At 66.6% G+C, this 15,269-nt stretch carries 15 protein-coding genes; 9 read left to right on the top strand and 6 right to left on the bottom strand.

The window, feature by feature from the left end; genetic code table 11:
• Position 1 precedes the first annotated feature (1 nt).
• From BAU06_RS19820 to BAU06_RS19795, 6 genes are all read left to right on the top strand, one after another.
• Complete coding sequence (locus BAU06_RS19820) at positions 2 to 964, top strand: ABC transporter permease (protein ID WP_066354067.1); 963 nt, start codon at positions 2 to 4, stop codon at positions 962 to 964.
• Positions 961 to 1,821, top strand: a complete 861-nt coding sequence (locus BAU06_RS19815; RefSeq protein WP_066354063.1) for an ABC transporter ATP-binding protein — start codon at positions 961 to 963, stop codon at positions 1,819 to 1,821. The genes BAU06_RS19820 and BAU06_RS19815 overlap by 4 nt, the downstream gene beginning before the upstream one ends.
• Before the next feature lie 76 nt (positions 1,822 to 1,897).
• Entirely contained in the window at positions 1,898 to 3,265 is a 1,368-nt protein-coding gene (locus tag BAU06_RS19810) for an arylsulfatase (protein ID WP_066354060.1), read from the top strand.
• 4 nt (positions 3,266 to 3,269) lie between these two features.
• On the top strand, positions 3,270 to 4,250 hold the full coding sequence (locus BAU06_RS19805; protein WP_197509333.1) for a formylglycine-generating enzyme family protein: 981 nt from the start codon (positions 3,270 to 3,272) through the stop codon (positions 4,248 to 4,250).
• Between the two features lie 58 nt (positions 4,251 to 4,308).
• Entirely contained in the window at positions 4,309 to 5,811 is a 1,503-nt protein-coding gene (locus BAU06_RS19800) for a SulP family inorganic anion transporter (protein WP_066354044.1), read from the top strand.
• A 288-nt stretch (positions 5,812 to 6,099) separates the two neighbouring features.
• On the top strand, positions 6,100 to 7,071 hold the full coding sequence (locus tag BAU06_RS19795) for an AraC family transcriptional regulator (protein WP_066354040.1): 972 nt from the start codon (positions 6,100 to 6,102) through the stop codon (positions 7,069 to 7,071).
• 12 nt (positions 7,072 to 7,083) lie between these two features.
• Here BAU06_RS19795 and BAU06_RS19790 read toward each other — a convergent pair whose 3' ends face one another.
• Positions 7,084 to 7,674, bottom strand: coding sequence for a TetR/AcrR family transcriptional regulator (locus BAU06_RS19790; protein WP_066354037.1), 591 nt, complete (start codon positions 7,672 to 7,674; stop codon positions 7,084 to 7,086).
• Positions 7,675 to 7,914: 240 nt separating this feature from the next.
• Here BAU06_RS19790 and BAU06_RS19785 point away from each other — a divergent pair, with 240 nt between their 5' ends.
• Positions 7,915 to 8,619: a glutathione S-transferase family protein gene (locus BAU06_RS19785; protein WP_066354034.1), complete on the top strand. Its 705-nt coding sequence runs from the start codon at positions 7,915 to 7,917 to the stop codon at positions 8,617 to 8,619.
• Between the two features lie 58 nt (positions 8,620 to 8,677).
• On the opposite strand, the gene BAU06_RS19780 is transcribed toward BAU06_RS19785, so the two are convergent.
• From BAU06_RS19780 to BAU06_RS19765, 4 genes are all read right to left on the bottom strand, one after another.
• The gene (locus tag BAU06_RS19780; protein ID WP_066354031.1) at positions 8,678 to 9,670 is read right to left on the bottom strand and encodes a Bug family tripartite tricarboxylate transporter substrate binding protein; all 993 of its coding nucleotides are present in this window, start codon (positions 9,668 to 9,670) and stop codon (positions 8,678 to 8,680) included.
• A 157-nt stretch (positions 9,671 to 9,827) separates the two neighbouring features.
• Entirely contained in the window at positions 9,828 to 10,607 is a 780-nt protein-coding gene (locus BAU06_RS19775; RefSeq protein ID WP_066354027.1) for an amino acid ABC transporter ATP-binding protein, read from the bottom strand.
• Complete coding sequence (locus BAU06_RS19770; protein ID WP_066354021.1) at positions 10,604 to 11,284, bottom strand: ABC transporter permease subunit; 681 nt, start codon at positions 11,282 to 11,284, stop codon at positions 10,604 to 10,606. Before BAU06_RS19770 ends, BAU06_RS19775 begins: the two co-directional genes overlap by 4 nt.
• Before the next feature lie 15 nt (positions 11,285 to 11,299).
• Complete coding sequence (locus BAU06_RS19765; protein ID WP_066354012.1) at positions 11,300 to 12,079, bottom strand: amino acid ABC transporter substrate-binding protein; 780 nt, start codon at positions 12,077 to 12,079, stop codon at positions 11,300 to 11,302.
• Positions 12,080 to 12,264: 185 nt separating this feature from the next.
• Between BAU06_RS19765 and BAU06_RS19760 the strand changes: the two genes are divergently transcribed.
• The gene (locus BAU06_RS19760; protein ID WP_066354009.1) at positions 12,265 to 12,846 is read left to right on the top strand and encodes a YceI family protein; all 582 of its coding nucleotides are present in this window, start codon (positions 12,265 to 12,267) and stop codon (positions 12,844 to 12,846) included.
• Between the two features lie 25 nt (positions 12,847 to 12,871).
• Here BAU06_RS19760 and BAU06_RS19755 read toward each other — a convergent pair whose 3' ends face one another.
• Positions 12,872 to 13,600: a FadR/GntR family transcriptional regulator gene (locus BAU06_RS19755; protein WP_066353995.1), complete on the bottom strand. Its 729-nt coding sequence runs from the start codon at positions 13,598 to 13,600 to the stop codon at positions 12,872 to 12,874.
• A 79-nt stretch (positions 13,601 to 13,679) separates the two neighbouring features.
• Between BAU06_RS19755 and BAU06_RS19750 the strand changes: the two genes are divergently transcribed.
• A complete protein-coding gene (locus BAU06_RS19750; protein WP_082993753.1) occupies positions 13,680 to 15,242 on the top strand; it encodes a UxaA family hydrolase in 1,563 nt (520 codons plus the stop codon).
• Positions 15,243 to 15,269: the final 27 nt, after the last annotated feature.

Genomic DNA, 15,269 nt, shown 5'->3' with positions numbered 1-15,269 from the left:
CATGGACCACTCCCTGGATCTGGACGCCAAGCACGATACATCTTCATCCTCGGGCCATGCGCCGTCCATGCGCGGCCCGTCGGGGCCGTCGCGGCCGGCAGCTGCGCGCGCGCCGGGCGAAGCCCCTGTGGCGCAGCTGCCAGGCAGGCACCGCGCGGGCGCGGCGGCATTGCGCAAGACGCGCGCGTACGGCGTCAGGCTGGCCTGCGCGGCGATCTCCATCGGCGCGCTGCTGCTGGTGTGGTACCTGGGCACCCATTACCGGGTGGAGTTCTATGTACGGTTCAAGAATGTGCCGACGCCGTGGGACGTACTGCGTGAAGCCGGGCACGTACTGGCCACGGACACCTACGCCACCAACGTGTTGAACAGCCTGCGCCGCATCCTGGTGGGCTTTTTCATCGCGACGATAGCCGGCGTGGGCCTGGGCCTGCTGATTGGCAGCTATGGCGCCGTACGGCGGCTTTTCATGCCGGCGCTGGAAGTGCTGCGCCCGATTCCGGCGATCGCATGGGTGCCGATGTCCATCATGCTGTGGCCGACGACCGAATCGTCCATCGCCTTCATCACCTTCATCGGCGCCTTCTATCCGATATTGCTGAACACGGTGGACGGCGTGGAGTCGCTCGACGGCGTATTGCTGCGGGCTGGCCGCTGCCTGGGCGCCAGCGAGGCCAAGCTGTTCCGGCATGTGATCCTGCCCGGTGTGCTGCCGAACATCTTCACCGGGCTGGCGGTAGGCATGGGCGTCGCCTGGGTATCGCTCATCGCGGCGGAGATGATTTCGGGCCAGTACGGCGTGGGCTACTACACCTGGGAAGCCTATTCGCTGGTCAACTATCCGGCCATCGTCCTGGGCATGATCACGATCGGTGCCCTCGGTCTCCTTTGCAGCGGGGCGATCCGGCTGGTCGGGGGCGCGCTGATGCCATGGCTGTCATATGCCAAGGGAGCGCGCAAATGAATGACACCGGGAAGGGACGGATCGAGTGCCGGAACATCGGCGTGGTGTTCGGCTCCGGCGATGCCGGGACCGAGGCCGTGCGGGATGTTTCGCTGACGGTCGAGCCGCACGAGTTCGTGTCGCTGATCGGCCCATCGGGCTGCGGCAAGTCCACGCTCCTGAGCATCGTGGCCGGCTTCAGCCGACCGAGCCGTGGCAAGGCCACGCTAGATGATGCGGAGATCCGCCGGCCCGGCGCGGAGCGTGGCGTGGTCTTCCAGCAGTACTCGCTGTTTCCGTGGCTGCGGGTGCGGCAGAACGTCGAATTCGGCTTGAAGATGGCCGGCGTCCACCGCAGCAGGCGCGAGTCCACCGCGCGTACGCTGCTGGGCCTGGCCGGGCTGCTCGCCTTCGAGAACCACTATCCGGACCAGCTCTCCGGCGGCATGAAACAGCGCATAGGCATTGTGCGCGCGCTGGCGGCGAATCCGCGCGTCTTGCTGATGGACGAGCCCTTTGGCGCCCTGGATACCCAGACCCGCAGCGTCATGCAGGAGATCCTGACCAATATGTGGCAACGCTTCCGCCTGTCGGTGCTTTTCATCACGCACGACATCGAGGAAGCGGTCTTCCTGTCGGACCGCATCTACGTCATGACGGCCCGCCCGGGCCGGATCAAGGCCGAGATACCGGTGCCCCTTCCGCGGCCCCGCACGGCCGCGATGTTCGACACGCCGGAGTTTGTCGAACTGGTGCATCGGCTCAAGGGCTTGATCCGGGAAGAGTCGCTCGCCGCGATGGGTTCCGAATTGGCGGCGGGCGGGGTAGAGGGCTTCAGCATGGAGATGGGCCCGAACGGGGTCAACGAAATGCTGTGACATGCGCCGCGCCACGCCCTGAACCAGTTTCCCTACCGAGAGCGGAAAAGCGCTCTCACTTCAATGGAGTTTCACCATGAGCAAGAAACCGAACATCCTGTTCTTTCACGTCGACAACCTCGGCATGGGCGAGCTTGGATGCTATGGCGGCGGGAAATTGCGCGGCGCGGACACCAAGCGCATCGACGCATTCTGCAAAGAGGGCACCAAGCTGACGCATTACGTCGTGGAACCCCAGTGCACGCCGACCCGTTCGGCCTTGATGACGGGCCGGTATCCGATCCGTTCCGGCAACCACACGATCGCGCTGGGCGGCAACGGCGGCGGCCTGGTCAGCTGGGAAATCACGATCGCCGAGCTGCTGGCCAAGGGGGGATACAAGTCCTCTTGCCTGGGGAAATGGCATATCGGCGCGGAAGACGGCCGCTTCCCGACCGACCACGGTTTCGACGAGTGGTACGGTCCGCTGCGTACCTATGACGAGTGCATGTGGCTCGAAGATCCCCATTACGTCCCGGAGCGCGACGGCTACTCGCATATGCATGAAGGCTTCAAGGGCAAGGGCACGCGGCCCTTGCTGGACCAGCAACTGACGATGGAGACCAAGAAGACCTGCGACCTGGAATACCAGAAGCGGGGCATCGACTTCATGCAGCGTTGCGTGAAGAACGACGAACCGTTCTTCCTCTACTTCAATCATTCCCTGATGCACTTCCCGATGTCGCCGCGCGACGAGTTCGTCGGCAAGAGCACGAACGGCGATTGGGGAGACTGCCTGCTGATGCTCGACCATGACTTCGGCGTGCTCCTGGACGAGCTGGACCGCCTGGGTGTCGCCGAGGACACCATTGTCATCCTGTGCGGCGACAACGGGGCAGAGGACCACCTGGCGGGCCGGGGTACCGGCGGATTCTTCGACGGCTCCTACTTCAGCTCGGCCGAGGGCGGCATCCGCACGCCCTTGCTGGCGCGCTGGCCGGGCCGCATCCCGGCGGGTGTGGAAAGCAATGAAATGGTGCACGTCACCGACATGTTCACCACGCTGCTGAAGTTCGCCGGCAGCGAAACGCCCACGGACCGCATCATCGACGGCAAGGACCAGACCGCCTTCTTCCTGGGCGAGCAGCCGACCTCGAACCGCGAGCACTGCATGGTCTGGCTCAAGGATGAGCTGCACGCGGTCAAATGGAAGGACTTCAAGATCAACTTCAAGCGGCAGCAGCATTTCCATGACCCCGAGCTCCCGCTGGGCTTCGCGCGCATTACGCACTTGCAAGAGGACCCGAAGGAGCGCGAGGCGGTGAACCAGCGCTATGTACGCTGGTGGGTGATGCAGCACGCGCACCGCGTCGTGCGCGAGTTCGAGGAAAGCGTGAAGCGCGAGGAGCTGATCCCGCCCGGCTCGGCCTTGGATTTCGTCCCGAAGTCCCAGCTGGCGGCGTGACATCATGAACGCGCCGTCGACGGAAGCCTTCCCGCCAGGTCGTGCCTGCTGCCGTGCCGCGAAGCACGGCCGGGCCCCCGCCCAAGCGGCCGCATCGCCGCGCACCCGGGGCATGGTGTGGATCGAGGGGCATGAATTCACGATGGGATCGGATGCCTTCTATCGGGAGGAGCGCCCGGCCCGGCGCGTCACCGCGCCGGACTTCTGGATGGATTCGCATCCCGTGACGAATGCGCAGTTCCAGGCCTTCGTCGACGCCACCGGCTATCGCACGCTGGCGGAGCGGCAGCCGGACGCCGCGCTGTACCCGGATGCCGATCCGGCCTTGCTGGTGCCCGGGTCGCTGGTATTCACACCGCCCGCGGCGCGCGTCCCCCTGCACGATCACCGCCTGTGGTGGGCCTATGTGCCGGGCGCATGCTGGCGCCATCCCGGCGGTCCGGGCAGCGACCTTGCCGGTATCGCGGATCACCCCGTGGTGCATGTTTCGTACGCGGATGCCCAGGCCTATGCGGCCTGGGCAGGCAAGGCGCTTCCCACGGAGATCGAGTGGGAGTTCGCGGCCCGGGGCGGCCTGGATGGCGCCGTCTACCCATGGGGAAACGACTTCGCGCCCGGCGGACGCCAGATGGCCAATACCTGGCAAGGGGAGTTTCCGTGGCAGAATGCCGCCCTCGACGGATACGAGCGGACTTCGCCGGTAGGGGCCTATCCGGCCAACGGCTATGGCCTGTTCGACGTGGCGGGCAACGTGTGGGAATGGACGGATACCGTCTATGGCCACCCGCCCGGCGTGGCGGAGACCAAGTCCTGCTGCATTCCCTCCACCGGCCTGGACGACCCCGACGCGCGATACGTCGTGAAGGGCGGCTCGCACCTGTGCGCGCCGAACTATTGCCTGCGTTTCCGCCCGGCCGCGCGCCAGGGCCAGACGCTGGACACGTCCACCAGCCATATCGGTTTTCGCTGCGTCATCCGGGCGTGAGCGCGGTGCATGGCGCACGTCCATGAGGCGCGCCCTTTTTTACTTTACGAGTACTGTCATGACAAATCCTGCAAGCGGGAACGATACGTCGCCCGAACCCTCCCGTGCATCGGCGGCGGCGCCGCGCGTCGGCGTCACGCGGGAGATCCTGGCGGGCGTGGTGACCAGCCTGGCCCTGATCCCCGAAGTGATCTCGTTCTCGTTCATTTCCGGGGTGGATCCGCGTTCCGCCTTGTTCGCCTCGGTCGTGTTGCTGGTCGTCACGTCGCTGTTCGGCGGGCGCCCCGCGATGGTGACCGCCGCGGCCGGTTCGGTGGCGCTGGTCATCGGCCCGATGGTCAACGCGCATGGCGCCGGCTATATCCTGCCCGCGGTGTTGCTGGCGGGGCTGATCCAGATCGCCTTCGGGCTGCTGGGGCTGGCCCGCATCGCGCGGTTCATTCCGCGTTCGGTCATGCTGGGCTTCGTCAATGCACTGGGCATCCTTATCTTTTGCGCGCAAGTGCCCCATGTCATCGACAAGCCCTTCCCGGTCTACATACTGTTCGCCGTTACCGTCCTGATCGTGCTGGCCGCGCCGCGCTTTGTCCGCACCGTGCCATCGCCGCTGATCGCCATCGTGGTCGCCACGGGAATGGCGATCGCCCTGCAATGGAGCGTGCCGACCGTCGGCGCCGACCAGGCGGCGGACGCCGGTCTGCCCGGCTTGACCGCGTGGACGGTCCCTTTCGACCTGACCACCCTGGGCATCGTGTGGCAGACGGCGGTCAGCGTGGCCTTCGTGGGATTGCTCGAAACGCTGCTCACCGCGAAGCTGGTCGATGAAATGACCGACACGCGCTCGCGCAAATCGCGCGAATCCTGGGCGCTGGGCCTGGGAAACCTGTGCGCCGGCGCGTTCGGCGGCATCGCGGGCTGCGCCATGATAGGGCAGACGGTGGTCAACGTCGGCATCGGCGGGGCGCGCACGCGCATCTCCACGCTCGCGGCCGCCGGCACCCTACTGCTGCTCATCACCGTGCTGAGCGCCGTGATGGCCCGCATTCCGATGGTGGCGCTGGCCGCGGTCATGATGGTGGTCGCCGTGAAGACCGTGGACTGGCACAGTGTTCGCCCGGCCACCCTCAGGCGCATGCCGTGGATGGAGACATCCGTGATGGTGTTGTCCATCGTGCTTACCGTCTATACCGACAACCTGGCATTGGGCGTGGTAGGGGGCGTGTTGCTGGCGACGCTGCTCTTCGCCCGCCGCGCCGCCCATGTGATCCGCACCACGCGTACGGTCAGCGCCGACGGGCAGACCGCCTGCTATGAGGTCCATGGTCCCTTGTTCTTCGGCAGCAGCAACGACCTGGTCGAGCGCTTTTCCTATGCCGCCGATCCGCGCAGCGTGGTGATCGACTTTTCGAAGGCGCAGATCCTGGACGCGTCCACCGTTGCCGCCCTCGATTCCGTCGAGGTCAAGTATCGGCACCACGGCGTCGCGGTCCGCTTCACCGGCCTGGATGAGCAGAGCCATGCCTTCCATGCCAGGCTGAGCGGCAACCTCAACGTCAACTGAGGCGGCAAGGCGCCGGTCGCCGTGTCCTTCGGCTTCCGGGCCCGCCGCGCCGCACGCCGCGGGACTGCCGCCTAACGCACTGGCGGAAAGTCCACATCCGTGTCGTTGAGGTCGCGCCGGTTGCGGACTAGATGGCGGGGATATCGATGCGGCTCATGGTGTGACTCCTGAAAAAAACGTTGTGTGTTGGGGAGTCGTCACTTTAAGATCGCGCATCGATCTCAACGAGTCTGTATATGGGCAATAAAGTGCTCGATCGGATCGCTGTTCCCCGCAGCCGGAGCCGCCATGCCTGAGCCGATCGATTGGCTGAGCCAGTTGCTGGAAATGATCACCGTTACGGGGCAACTGGAAATCCGCTGCGCCTATGGCTCGCCCTGGCGCATCGCCTTCGGCCATGCCGCCGCGCGGGAGATTCCCTACCACGTGGTCTTGCAGGGGGTGGCGATCCTGGAGGATCCCGAAGACGAAACCGTACGCGAACTGGGCCCCGGCGACATCATCATGCTGCCGCATGGTTCGGCGCACATCCTGCACGACGGAAGCGGTCGCCCGCCCATGCCGTCCTACCAGAAGCACGCCGCCAACGTGACGCTGAGCGAGAACGGGGGCGATGAGCGCCTGCTGGATATGCTGTGCGGGCGGTTCTTCATCGCGCCGCCGCATGACCGCCTGATTCGCGATTACCTGCCGACCAAGGTGGTGGTGCGCGCCGCGGACATGAACCTGGATGGGGACGCCGCCGGCAATGGGCCGTCGGACCAGTTGGCCGGCCTGGTGCGCCTGATGCGGGGCGAGACCGCGGCGGATACGCTGGGCGGCCGCGCCATGCTCAACGCCCTGTCGTCCGCCTTGTTCACGCTGGCCTTGCGCGCGGCCGGCGAGACGCAGGAAGCGCCGAAGGGATTGCTCGCCCTGGCGGGCCATCCGCGGCTGGCGCCGGCGCTGGCGGCGATATTCAATGATCCGGCGCGGCAATGGACGCTGCCGGAGCTGGCGCGGCTTTGCAGCATGTCCCGCGCGACCTTTATGCGCCATTTCCAGGACAAGCTGGGACGCTCGGCCTATGACCTGCTGACCGACGTTCGCATGAGCCTGGCGGCAAACGAGCTGAAACGGCCGTCCGCCACCGCCGAAGCCGTTGCGGAGGCCGTGGGCTACCAATCCGTCGCGGCTTTCCGGCGCGGCTTCGCGCAATGGATGGGAATGACGCCTGGAGAGTGGCGGCGGTTGGCGCGGGGGCAGGCCGCCCAGCGCTAGGGTGCTGTCACGCTAGGGCGACGCGGGGGCGAGCGACGCCACGGCGGCACGCACCATGCCGCGCAGCAGCGCGGGCTCCGGACGGGATCGCGCCAGCACGCGCAGCCCCAGTTGGACGCCCAGCAGCATCCGCGCCAGGTCCGCGGCGGGCTGGGCGGAGGTGATGCTGCCGTCCTGTTGCCCTGCTTCGACGCAGCGGCGAAAGAAGGCCTCGATGCGGCGCAGGACCTCGGCCACCAGCTCGCGCAGCTCGGGATCGCGCGGTGCCATTTCCAATGCGGAATTCACCAGCATGCAGCCCTTGCGCTCCGGATCCGTCAGCGACCGCTCGATGAGCTCGTCGAAGAAGCCCTGGATCGCTTCCACGGCGGGTTTCCGCCGCAGCCGCTCGATGCGGTCCGCGATACTGATGTCGATGTAGTGTTCCAGGGCGCGCCGGTACAGCTCGCGCTTGTCGCCAAAGGCGTTGTACACGCTGGCGCTGGTCAGGTTCATATGCCCGGCCAGGTCCCTGACCGAAGTGGCTTCGTAGCCATGCTGCCAGAAGCATTGCATGGCTTGCTCCAGCGCCTGGCCTTCATCGAATTCGCGTGGACGACCCATGGACAGTATTCCGGCGCCGCGACGGGCGGCGCTTTTTTCGGTTGACGATTTTAGAACGTTTGATTTAAAAAACAAATCCGCAATACGGCGGCGGCCTTGGCCGTTGCGCCCGCGCCAGCCTGGCGCGGCCCCGCCGCGGGTTCGACGATAGCCGGGTACCGCGGCGCGCTGCCGGCCGCGTGGCATGGCGCCGTCGCCGCCCGACCACGACCGTTCCAATGCACGGAGGCATGCCGCACGATGATCCGCTTCTATTTCCACCCCACGCCCAACCCCGCCAAGGTCGCCCTCATGCTGGAGGAAACCGGGCTGCGCTACGAGGTCGTCCCGGTCGATACCAGCAAGGGCCAGCAGCACGATCCGGCCTTCCGCGCCATCAATCCCAACGGCAAGGTCCCGGCCATCGTCGATACGGACGGTCCCGGCGGCAAGGAGGCGGTCGTCTTCGACTCCAGCGCCATCCTGCTTTACCTGGCCGAGAAAACCGGCAAGCTGCTGGGACAGCCGCTGGACAGGGCCGACCTGCTGTCGTGGCTGTTCTTCATCGGCACGGGCTTGGGACCGTTTTCCGGACAGGCCGTGCATTTCCAGCACGCCGCGCCCGAAGGGCTGGATTACGCCGTCAATCGCTACCGGCGCGAGGCCGAACGGCATTACCGGGTGCTGGACGACCGGCTGGCGGGGCGCGACTTCATCGTCGGCGGGGAGTACACCATTGTCGATATCTCGGCCTGGGGCTGGGTGGATCGCGCGTCCCGCGTGCTGAAGGGCGCGGAAAACCCCCTGGCGCCGTATCCGCATATCGCGCGCTGGTTCGCGGCCATCGATGCCCGACCCGCCGCGGCCCGCGCGCGCAAGGTGGGCACGGAGTTCGAGTTCAAGACGGCGCGCGACGAGGAAGCGCGCCGCGCGCTGTTTCCGTCCAACTATCCGCCCGTGGCTTGAAGCCCCCGCATCGCGCGCCCTCGGCGGCTGCGCGGACGCGATCAGGGCCATGATGCGTTCAATGCAGCGGCTTGATGTTCCGTATGCGCAGTATGGCCGACCACCGCTCGGTTTCTTCGGCGATGAGTTCCCCGAAGGCGCTGGCCGTGTTCGGCTGCAGCGGCGGGGCATAGGACAGCTGCGTAAGCGAATCGCGCAGGTCCGGATCGAGCAGCGCGGCATTGATGGCGCGGTTCAGGCGGTCGATCACCCGGGGTGGCGTACCGGCCGGCGCCATCAAGCCATACCATGCTTCCAGGTCCAGGCCCGGGACGCCGGCTTCTTCTATGGTCGGGACATTGGGGATCGTGGGCACGCGCAGCCGGGACATGACGGCGACAGGGTGCAGCTTGCCCGACCTGATGTGCGGCAAGGCCGCCGGCACCGGCGCGATTTGCAGGTCTATCCTGCCGCCCATCACGTCGGTCAGCGCGAGCGCGGTTCCCTTGTAGGGAATGTGCAGCAGGTCGACGCCGGTCTCCTGCTGGAGCAGTTCGCACAATAGATGCGAAGTCGAGCCGACGCCGCTGGATGCGCAGGCCAGGCCGCCCGGGTAGGTCCTTGCGAGCCGCAAGATGTCCGGTACGGTGTGGATGGACGCGTGCGCGCCCGCGACAATGACGTATGGCATCGTGGCCGTCAGGCCGATGGGAACGAGGTCGCGCGAGAAGTCATATTTCAGGTGCCCGTACATCGTCTTGTGTATCGTGTTCGGCCGGGCGCCGAGATAGATGGTGTACCCGTCGGCGTCGGCCCTTGCCACCGATTCGGCGCCGATGTTGCCGGCCGCGCCGGGCTTGTAGTCGACGATCAGCCGCTGGCCGAGGTCGTCCGCCATATGCCTGCTCAGGATGCGGGCCAGCGCGTCCGCGTCGCCTCCGGGTGGATAGCCGATTACCAGGGTGACCGGGCGCTGCGGATACACCGCTTCCGGGTCGTTCGCCAGGGCCGCGAAAGGCAATGCCGTGCCCACCAGGGCCAGGGCGGCGAGTTCTCTCCTCAGGAACTGCATGTCGTCTCCACGTTGTGCTGCCGGGACCGGCAGTCGATGCAGCGCTACGCGCCATGGGGGCGTAGGTGACATGCGTATCGGGGCTGTTCCAGCAGGCCGCGGCCCCGGAAGGCTACGCGCCGCCCAGCGCGCGGGCGTGGATGTCTGGCGGCAGTGCCTACGGCGCCGCGGGCGGTGTCCAGGCGGAGGGCAGCCCCTCGGTCAGCGTGGCGACGAAGGCCTGGGTGCGGGGATTTTCCGGCCGGGTGAACACCGTTTGCGCGGTGCCGGCTTCGACCACGGTGCCGTTCTCCAGGAAGACCACCTGTTGCGCGATGCTGGCGGCAAGGCGCAGATCGTGGGTGGCCATCAGCATGGTCATGCCTTCGGACGCCAGCTGGCGCAGCACGTCGACGACTTCCTTGGCCAGCCCCGGGTCCAGGGCGGAGGTGGGCTCGTCGCACAGCAGCACGCGCGGCGACGGCGCCAGGGCGCGCGCGATGGCGACGCGTTGCTGCTGGCCGCCGGACAGGTTGCCGGGCCAGGCGTCGGCCTTTTCCAGCATGCCGACCTTGGCCAGCAGTTCGCGCGCGCGCCCTGCCGCGCGTTCGCGCGGCCAGCGCTGCACGGTGATCAGGCCTTCCATGACGTTTTCCAGCACGGTACGGTGCGGGAACAGCTGGAAATTCTGGAACACCATGCCGGTCTGCTTGCGCACGCTCTGGATCGCCTCGAAGGGCGTGCGCACGCCCGGCCGGAACGCCAGGCGCGCCTCGCCCAGCTCCAGCATGCCGGACTCGGGGACTTCCAGCAGGTTCACGCAGCGCAGCAGGGTGCTTTTGCCGCTGCCCGACGGGCCGATCAGGGCGGTGACGCTGCCCTCGGGCACGTCGACGTCCACGTCCTTCAGTACATGGAGGGACCCGAAATGCTTCTGGATGCGCGACAGGCGGATCATAGGACCGTTCCCGTGGACGCGGCATGCTTGCCGAAGCGCTTCTCCAGCCTGGCCTGGGCGGATGAAAGCACGGTGCTGAAGACTAGGTAGATCAGCGCGGCCTCGGTATAGAGGATCAGCGGCTCGTAGGTTGTGGCGGCGATGCGCTGCGCGGCCTGGAAGATCTCCGGCACGGTCAGCACGGCGGCCAGCGACGTATCCTTGACCAGCGCGATGAAGGAATTGGACAGGGGCGGCACGGAGACGCGCGCGGCCTGGGGCAGGATGGTGCGCCGGATAGCCTGCCAGCGCGTCATGCTGAGCGAGTACGCGGCTTCCCATTGGCCCTTGGGGATGGATTCGATGACGCCGCGGATGACCTCGGAGTTATACGCGCCGACGTTCAGGGTGAAGCCGATCAGCGCCGCCGGCAGCGGGTCCAGCACGATGCCGATATTGGGCAGCCCGTAGAAAATCACGAACAGCTGCACCAGCAGGGGGGTGCCGCGGATCAGCCACACGTAAAAGCGCACCACGGCCACGGCCGGCGCCGGGCCGAACAGGCGTATCAGGGCGACCGCGAAGGCCAGCAGCAGCCCGGCGAAGAAGGAAATGATGGTCAGGGGGACGGTGAACTGCAGCCCCGCTTTCAGCAGGGGCCAGAAGGAGTCCGCCATCAACTGCAGCCAGGCCGGCACGCGCGCGCTTCCCGCTTATTTCGCCAGGAGATCCGTGCCGAAGTACTTCACCGATATCTTCTTGTAGGTGCCGTCGGCCTTGATCTCGGCCAGCGCCTTGTCGATGGCCGCGACCAGCTCGGGGTTGCCCTTGCGCACCAGTACGCCGGACTCGCTGAACTCGGCGGACTTGTCGCTGGCGACCGCCTTGACCTTGGCGTCCGGCTTATGTTTCTTGAAGTCCAGGAAGGACAGGTTGTCGTTGATGGTGGCGTCGACGCGGCCCGACAGCAGCAGGTCGATGGCTTCATTGAAGCCTTGTACCGGCACGACCTGGGCGCCGTACTTCTGCGCCAGTTTGCCGAAGTTGCTGGTCAGCGTGTTGGCCGAGCGCTTGCCCTTCAGGTCGTCGAAGGACTTGATGGCCGTGTTGTTGTCGCGCACGATCAGCACCGCCTGCGACGAGATATACGGCGCGGAAAAATCGTACTTGGCCTTGCGCGCGTCCGTGATGCCGACCTGGTTGATGACGGCGTCATAGCGGCGCACGTCCAGCCCGGCGATCAGGCCGTCCCACTTGCCTTCGACGAACTCGGCCTTGACGCCCAGGCGCTGCGCGATGGCGCGGCCGATCTCCACGTCGAAGCCAGTCAGGCCCGAGGCGTCGTGGTACGAGAAGGGGGCGTAGGTGCCTTCCGTGCCGATCTTGATGGCGCCAGCGCTCTTGATCCGCGCGAGGTCATCCTCGGCATGGGCCAGCGAGATACCCGCGCAGCCGAGCACGCCGGCCAGCAAGACGGAAAAAAATCGCTTCATGTCGATCTCCTTTACACGGAACTGAATAAGGGACGGGTAAGATATGTCCGAGAAAGCACTCTATCAGGCCGGCTATTTTTCCACAAAGCATAAGGGGACGTATCAATATGCCTAGCAGAAATATGGAAAGAAGGCCGGCCGTTTCCACGCCTGTCCCACCCATCCCCCCATCGCGAGGGCCCACCATGCGCTATCCGACCTTGTCCCTGGCGGCTTTCGCCGCGCTTGTCCTTCCCACCGCCACGCTGGCGCAGCCGGTCACCTACCAGCTGGATCCGGACCACACCTACCCGAGCTTCGAGGCCGACCACTTCGCCGGGGCCTCCATCTGGCGCGGCAAGTTCAACACGACGCACGGCACCGTGGTGCTCGACCCCCAGGCGCAGACCGGCTCGGTCGACGTGACGGTGGACATGGCGTCGGTCAACACGGGCAACGCGGAACTCGACGACCATCTGCGGGCGGACAAGTTCTTCGACGTGAAGCGGTATCCCACCGCGACATACAAGGGCGACAAGGTCCATTTCAAGGACGGCAAGCCGGTGGAAGTGGAGGGCACCTTCACCCTGCACGGCGTATCGCGTCCCTTGACGCTGAAGCTGTTGTCCTTCAAGTGCTACCAGAACCCCATCATCAAGAAAGAGGTCTGCGGCACCGAGGCCACGGCATCGTTCGACCGCAGCGACTACGGCGTGTCCTTCGGCAAGGATTACGGCTTTTTCATGAAGACCACCCTGCATATCCAGGCAGAGGGCGTCAGGCAGTAGGGCCGCCGCGCGCGGGCGCCTTGTCTCAAGCCTGGAACTGCCGGCCCACGAATTCGATATGCTCGCGCATGGCCAGCGCGGCGTCGTCGGGCGATTGCCGCAGGATGGCGTCGCAGATGGCTTCGTGCTGGCCCAGGCGCTGCTGCGCGCGGCGGCTGGCCAACGCGGCATCGCGCCCCGCTTCGTAGGTATTGCGCGTGATGTGTTCGCGCAGCGACGCGATGGCATTGGCGTAGAAGCGCCCCAGCATCATGTTGTGCGAGGCGCTGGCCAACTGCGCATGGAAGGCGGCGTCGGCCGCGGCCTCTGCCGCCACGTCGCCTTCGCGCACGGCCTGCCGCATGGTTCGCACCGTGGCCGCGAGCTGGCGGCGTTCGTCCGCATCGGCGCGCTGCGCCGCGAAGCGCACGGCGGCGCATTCGAACACCATGCGGAATTCCAGGGTGTCCGCACGTAGCGCCGGGTGGGTGTCCACCAGCCCCAGCCACGGCGCGGGGGGCCAAGGCGTGGCGGCGGCCGCCGGGCGGTCGCTGGCGATGAAGACGCCGCTGCCCTGGCGCGGTTCCAGCATGCCGCGGGAGACCAGGCTCTGGATCGCGGCCCGCAAGGTGGTGCGGGAGACGCCGAAGCGTTGCGCCAGCTCGCGTTCCGGCGGAAGCCTGGGACGGCCGTCCAGTCCGTGTTCCAGGACGAGGCGTTCGAGCGATTGCATCGCGTGTTGCAGGGCCCGGGAGGTGGGCGTGATGCGCGGCATACGAGGAAATCCTGTGGAGTGGTCCGACCAATTTGCGCTCGCCGGCGCCATTATCCCATGATGGCGCGGCGCCCCGGCCATGACCGGGGCTTCACCGCATATCGAGGAGACCGCCTTGGAGACCCTGTCCCCCATCATCCTGCTGCACGAGCGCGACGACGTCGCGATTGCCCGCCAGGCGCTGCCGGCCGGTACCGAACTGCCCCAGGCTGGCGGCGTGGTGCTGCGCGCCGACGTGCCGCCGGCCCATAAGGTGGCCTTGCGCGCCGTGCGCGCGGGCGATCCGGTGCACCGCTATGGACAGATCATCGGCTTCGCGACCCAGGACATCGTCCCCGGCGATCACGTCCACACGCACAACGTATCCATGGGCGATTTCGAGCGCGACTATGCCTACGGCAAGGATGTGCGGGCGGTGGCGCCCGCCGCCCGGCCGCTGACCTTCCAGGGCATACGCCGCGCGGACGGCCGCGTGGCCACGCGCAACTACATCGGCGTGATCAGCACCGTGAACTGTTCGGCGACCGTCAGCAAACGGGTGGCCCAGCACTTTGCCGCCCCGGGACGGCTGGACGCCTACCCCAACGTGGACGGCGTGGTGCCGCTGACGCACAGCTTCGGCTGCTGCATCGACCACAATGGCGAGGGCATCCAGCAACTGCGGCGGACCATAGGCGGCTACGTCAAGCATGCGAATTTCGCCGGGGTGCTGGTGATCGGCCTGGGCTGCGAGGCCAACCAGATGGGCGCGATGTTCATGACGGGCGGCATCGAGCCCGGTCCGACGATGGTGCCCCTGGTGATGCAGGAGCTGGGCGGCACGCAGAAAACCGTCGATGCGGCCATCGCCGCCATCGAGAAAATGCTGCCCGCCGCCAACGACGTACGGCGCGAACCCTTGCCGCTGTCCCACCTGGTGGTGGCGCTGCAATGCGGCGGTTCGGACGGCTATTCGGGCATTACCGCCAATCCCGCCCTGGGCGCCGCGGTGGACCTGCTGGTCAGGCACGGCGGCACGGCCATCCTTTCGGAGACGCCCGAAATCTATGGCGCCGAACACCTGCTGACGCGCCGCGCGATCTCCCCGGAAGTGGGCGAGAAGATCGTCGAGCGCATCCACTGGTGGGAGTCGTACGCCGAGCGCGAGAAGGGCAGCATCGACAACAACCCGACGCCCGGCAACAAGGCCGGCGGCCTGACCACCATCCTGGAGAAATCGCTGGGCGCGGTCGCCAAGAGCGGCTCGACGCCCCTGATGGGCGTCTACCGCTATGCCGAGCCCATCGATACGCACGGGCTGGTTTTCATGGACGCCCCCGGCTACGACCCCATGGGCGCGACCGGGCAGATCGCCAGCGGGGCCAACCTGGTGGTCTTCACCACGGGGCGCGGCTCCTGTTTCGGCGCCAAGCCCGCGCCCTCGATCAAGGTCGCGACCAATACGTCCATGTACCGCCGCATGATCGACGACATGGACATCAATTGCGGCGACATCATGGAAGGGCAGGCGACGGTGGCGCGCAAGGGCGAGGAGATCTTCCAGGCCATCATCGATGTCGCCTCCGGCACCCGCAGCAAGAGCGAAGCGCTGGGCGTGGGCGACGAGGAGTTCGTGCCCTGGATGATAGGCGCGCAAATGTGACGGCCGCCCGGGTGTGGAATAATGCCC

Source organism: Bordetella bronchialis, from assembly GCF_001676705.1.
GTDB classification, from domain to species: Bacteria; Pseudomonadota; Gammaproteobacteria; order Burkholderiales; family Burkholderiaceae_B; genus Bordetella_C; species Bordetella_C bronchialis.
The sequence above is the reverse complement of the archived record's forward strand: the minus strand, read 5'-3'. Positions and strand labels throughout refer to the sequence as shown.

Bases quoted from the DNA above. Each gene is read 5' to 3' on its own strand.
- BAU06_RS19820 (WP_066354067.1), top strand. From the start codon at position 2: ATGGACCACTCCCTGGATCTGGACGCCAAGCACGATACATCTTCATCC.
- BAU06_RS19815 (WP_066354063.1), top strand. From the start codon at position 961: ATGAATGACACCGGGAAGGGACGGATCGAGTGCCGGAACATCGGCGTG.
- BAU06_RS19810 (WP_066354060.1), top strand. From the start codon at position 1,898: ATGAGCAAGAAACCGAACATCCTGTTCTTTCACGTCGACAACCTCGGC.
- BAU06_RS19805 (WP_197509333.1), top strand. From the start codon at position 3,270: ATGAACGCGCCGTCGACGGAAGCCTTCCCGCCAGGTCGTGCCTGCTGC.
- BAU06_RS19800 (WP_066354044.1), top strand. From the start codon at position 4,309: ATGACAAATCCTGCAAGCGGGAACGATACGTCGCCCGAACCCTCCCGT.
- BAU06_RS19795 (WP_066354040.1), top strand. From the start codon at position 6,100: ATGCCTGAGCCGATCGATTGGCTGAGCCAGTTGCTGGAAATGATCACC.
- BAU06_RS19790 (WP_066354037.1), bottom strand. From the start codon at position 7,674: ATGGGTCGTCCACGCGAATTCGATGAAGGCCAGGCGCTGGAGCAAGCC.
- BAU06_RS19785 (WP_066354034.1), top strand. From the start codon at position 7,915: ATGATCCGCTTCTATTTCCACCCCACGCCCAACCCCGCCAAGGTCGCC.
- BAU06_RS19780 (WP_066354031.1), bottom strand. From the start codon at position 9,670: ATGCAGTTCCTGAGGAGAGAACTCGCCGCCCTGGCCCTGGTGGGCACG.
- BAU06_RS19775 (WP_066354027.1), bottom strand. From the start codon at position 10,607: ATGATCCGCCTGTCGCGCATCCAGAAGCATTTCGGGTCCCTCCATGTA.
- BAU06_RS19765 (WP_066354012.1), bottom strand. From the start codon at position 12,079: ATGAAGCGATTTTTTTCCGTCTTGCTGGCCGGCGTGCTCGGCTGCGCG.
- BAU06_RS19760 (WP_066354009.1), top strand. From the start codon at position 12,265: ATGCGCTATCCGACCTTGTCCCTGGCGGCTTTCGCCGCGCTTGTCCTT.
- BAU06_RS19755 (WP_066353995.1), bottom strand. From the start codon at position 13,600: ATGCCGCGCATCACGCCCACCTCCCGGGCCCTGCAACACGCGATGCAA.
- BAU06_RS19750 (WP_082993753.1), top strand. From the start codon at position 13,680: ATGACCGGGGCTTCACCGCATATCGAGGAGACCGCCTTGGAGACCCTG.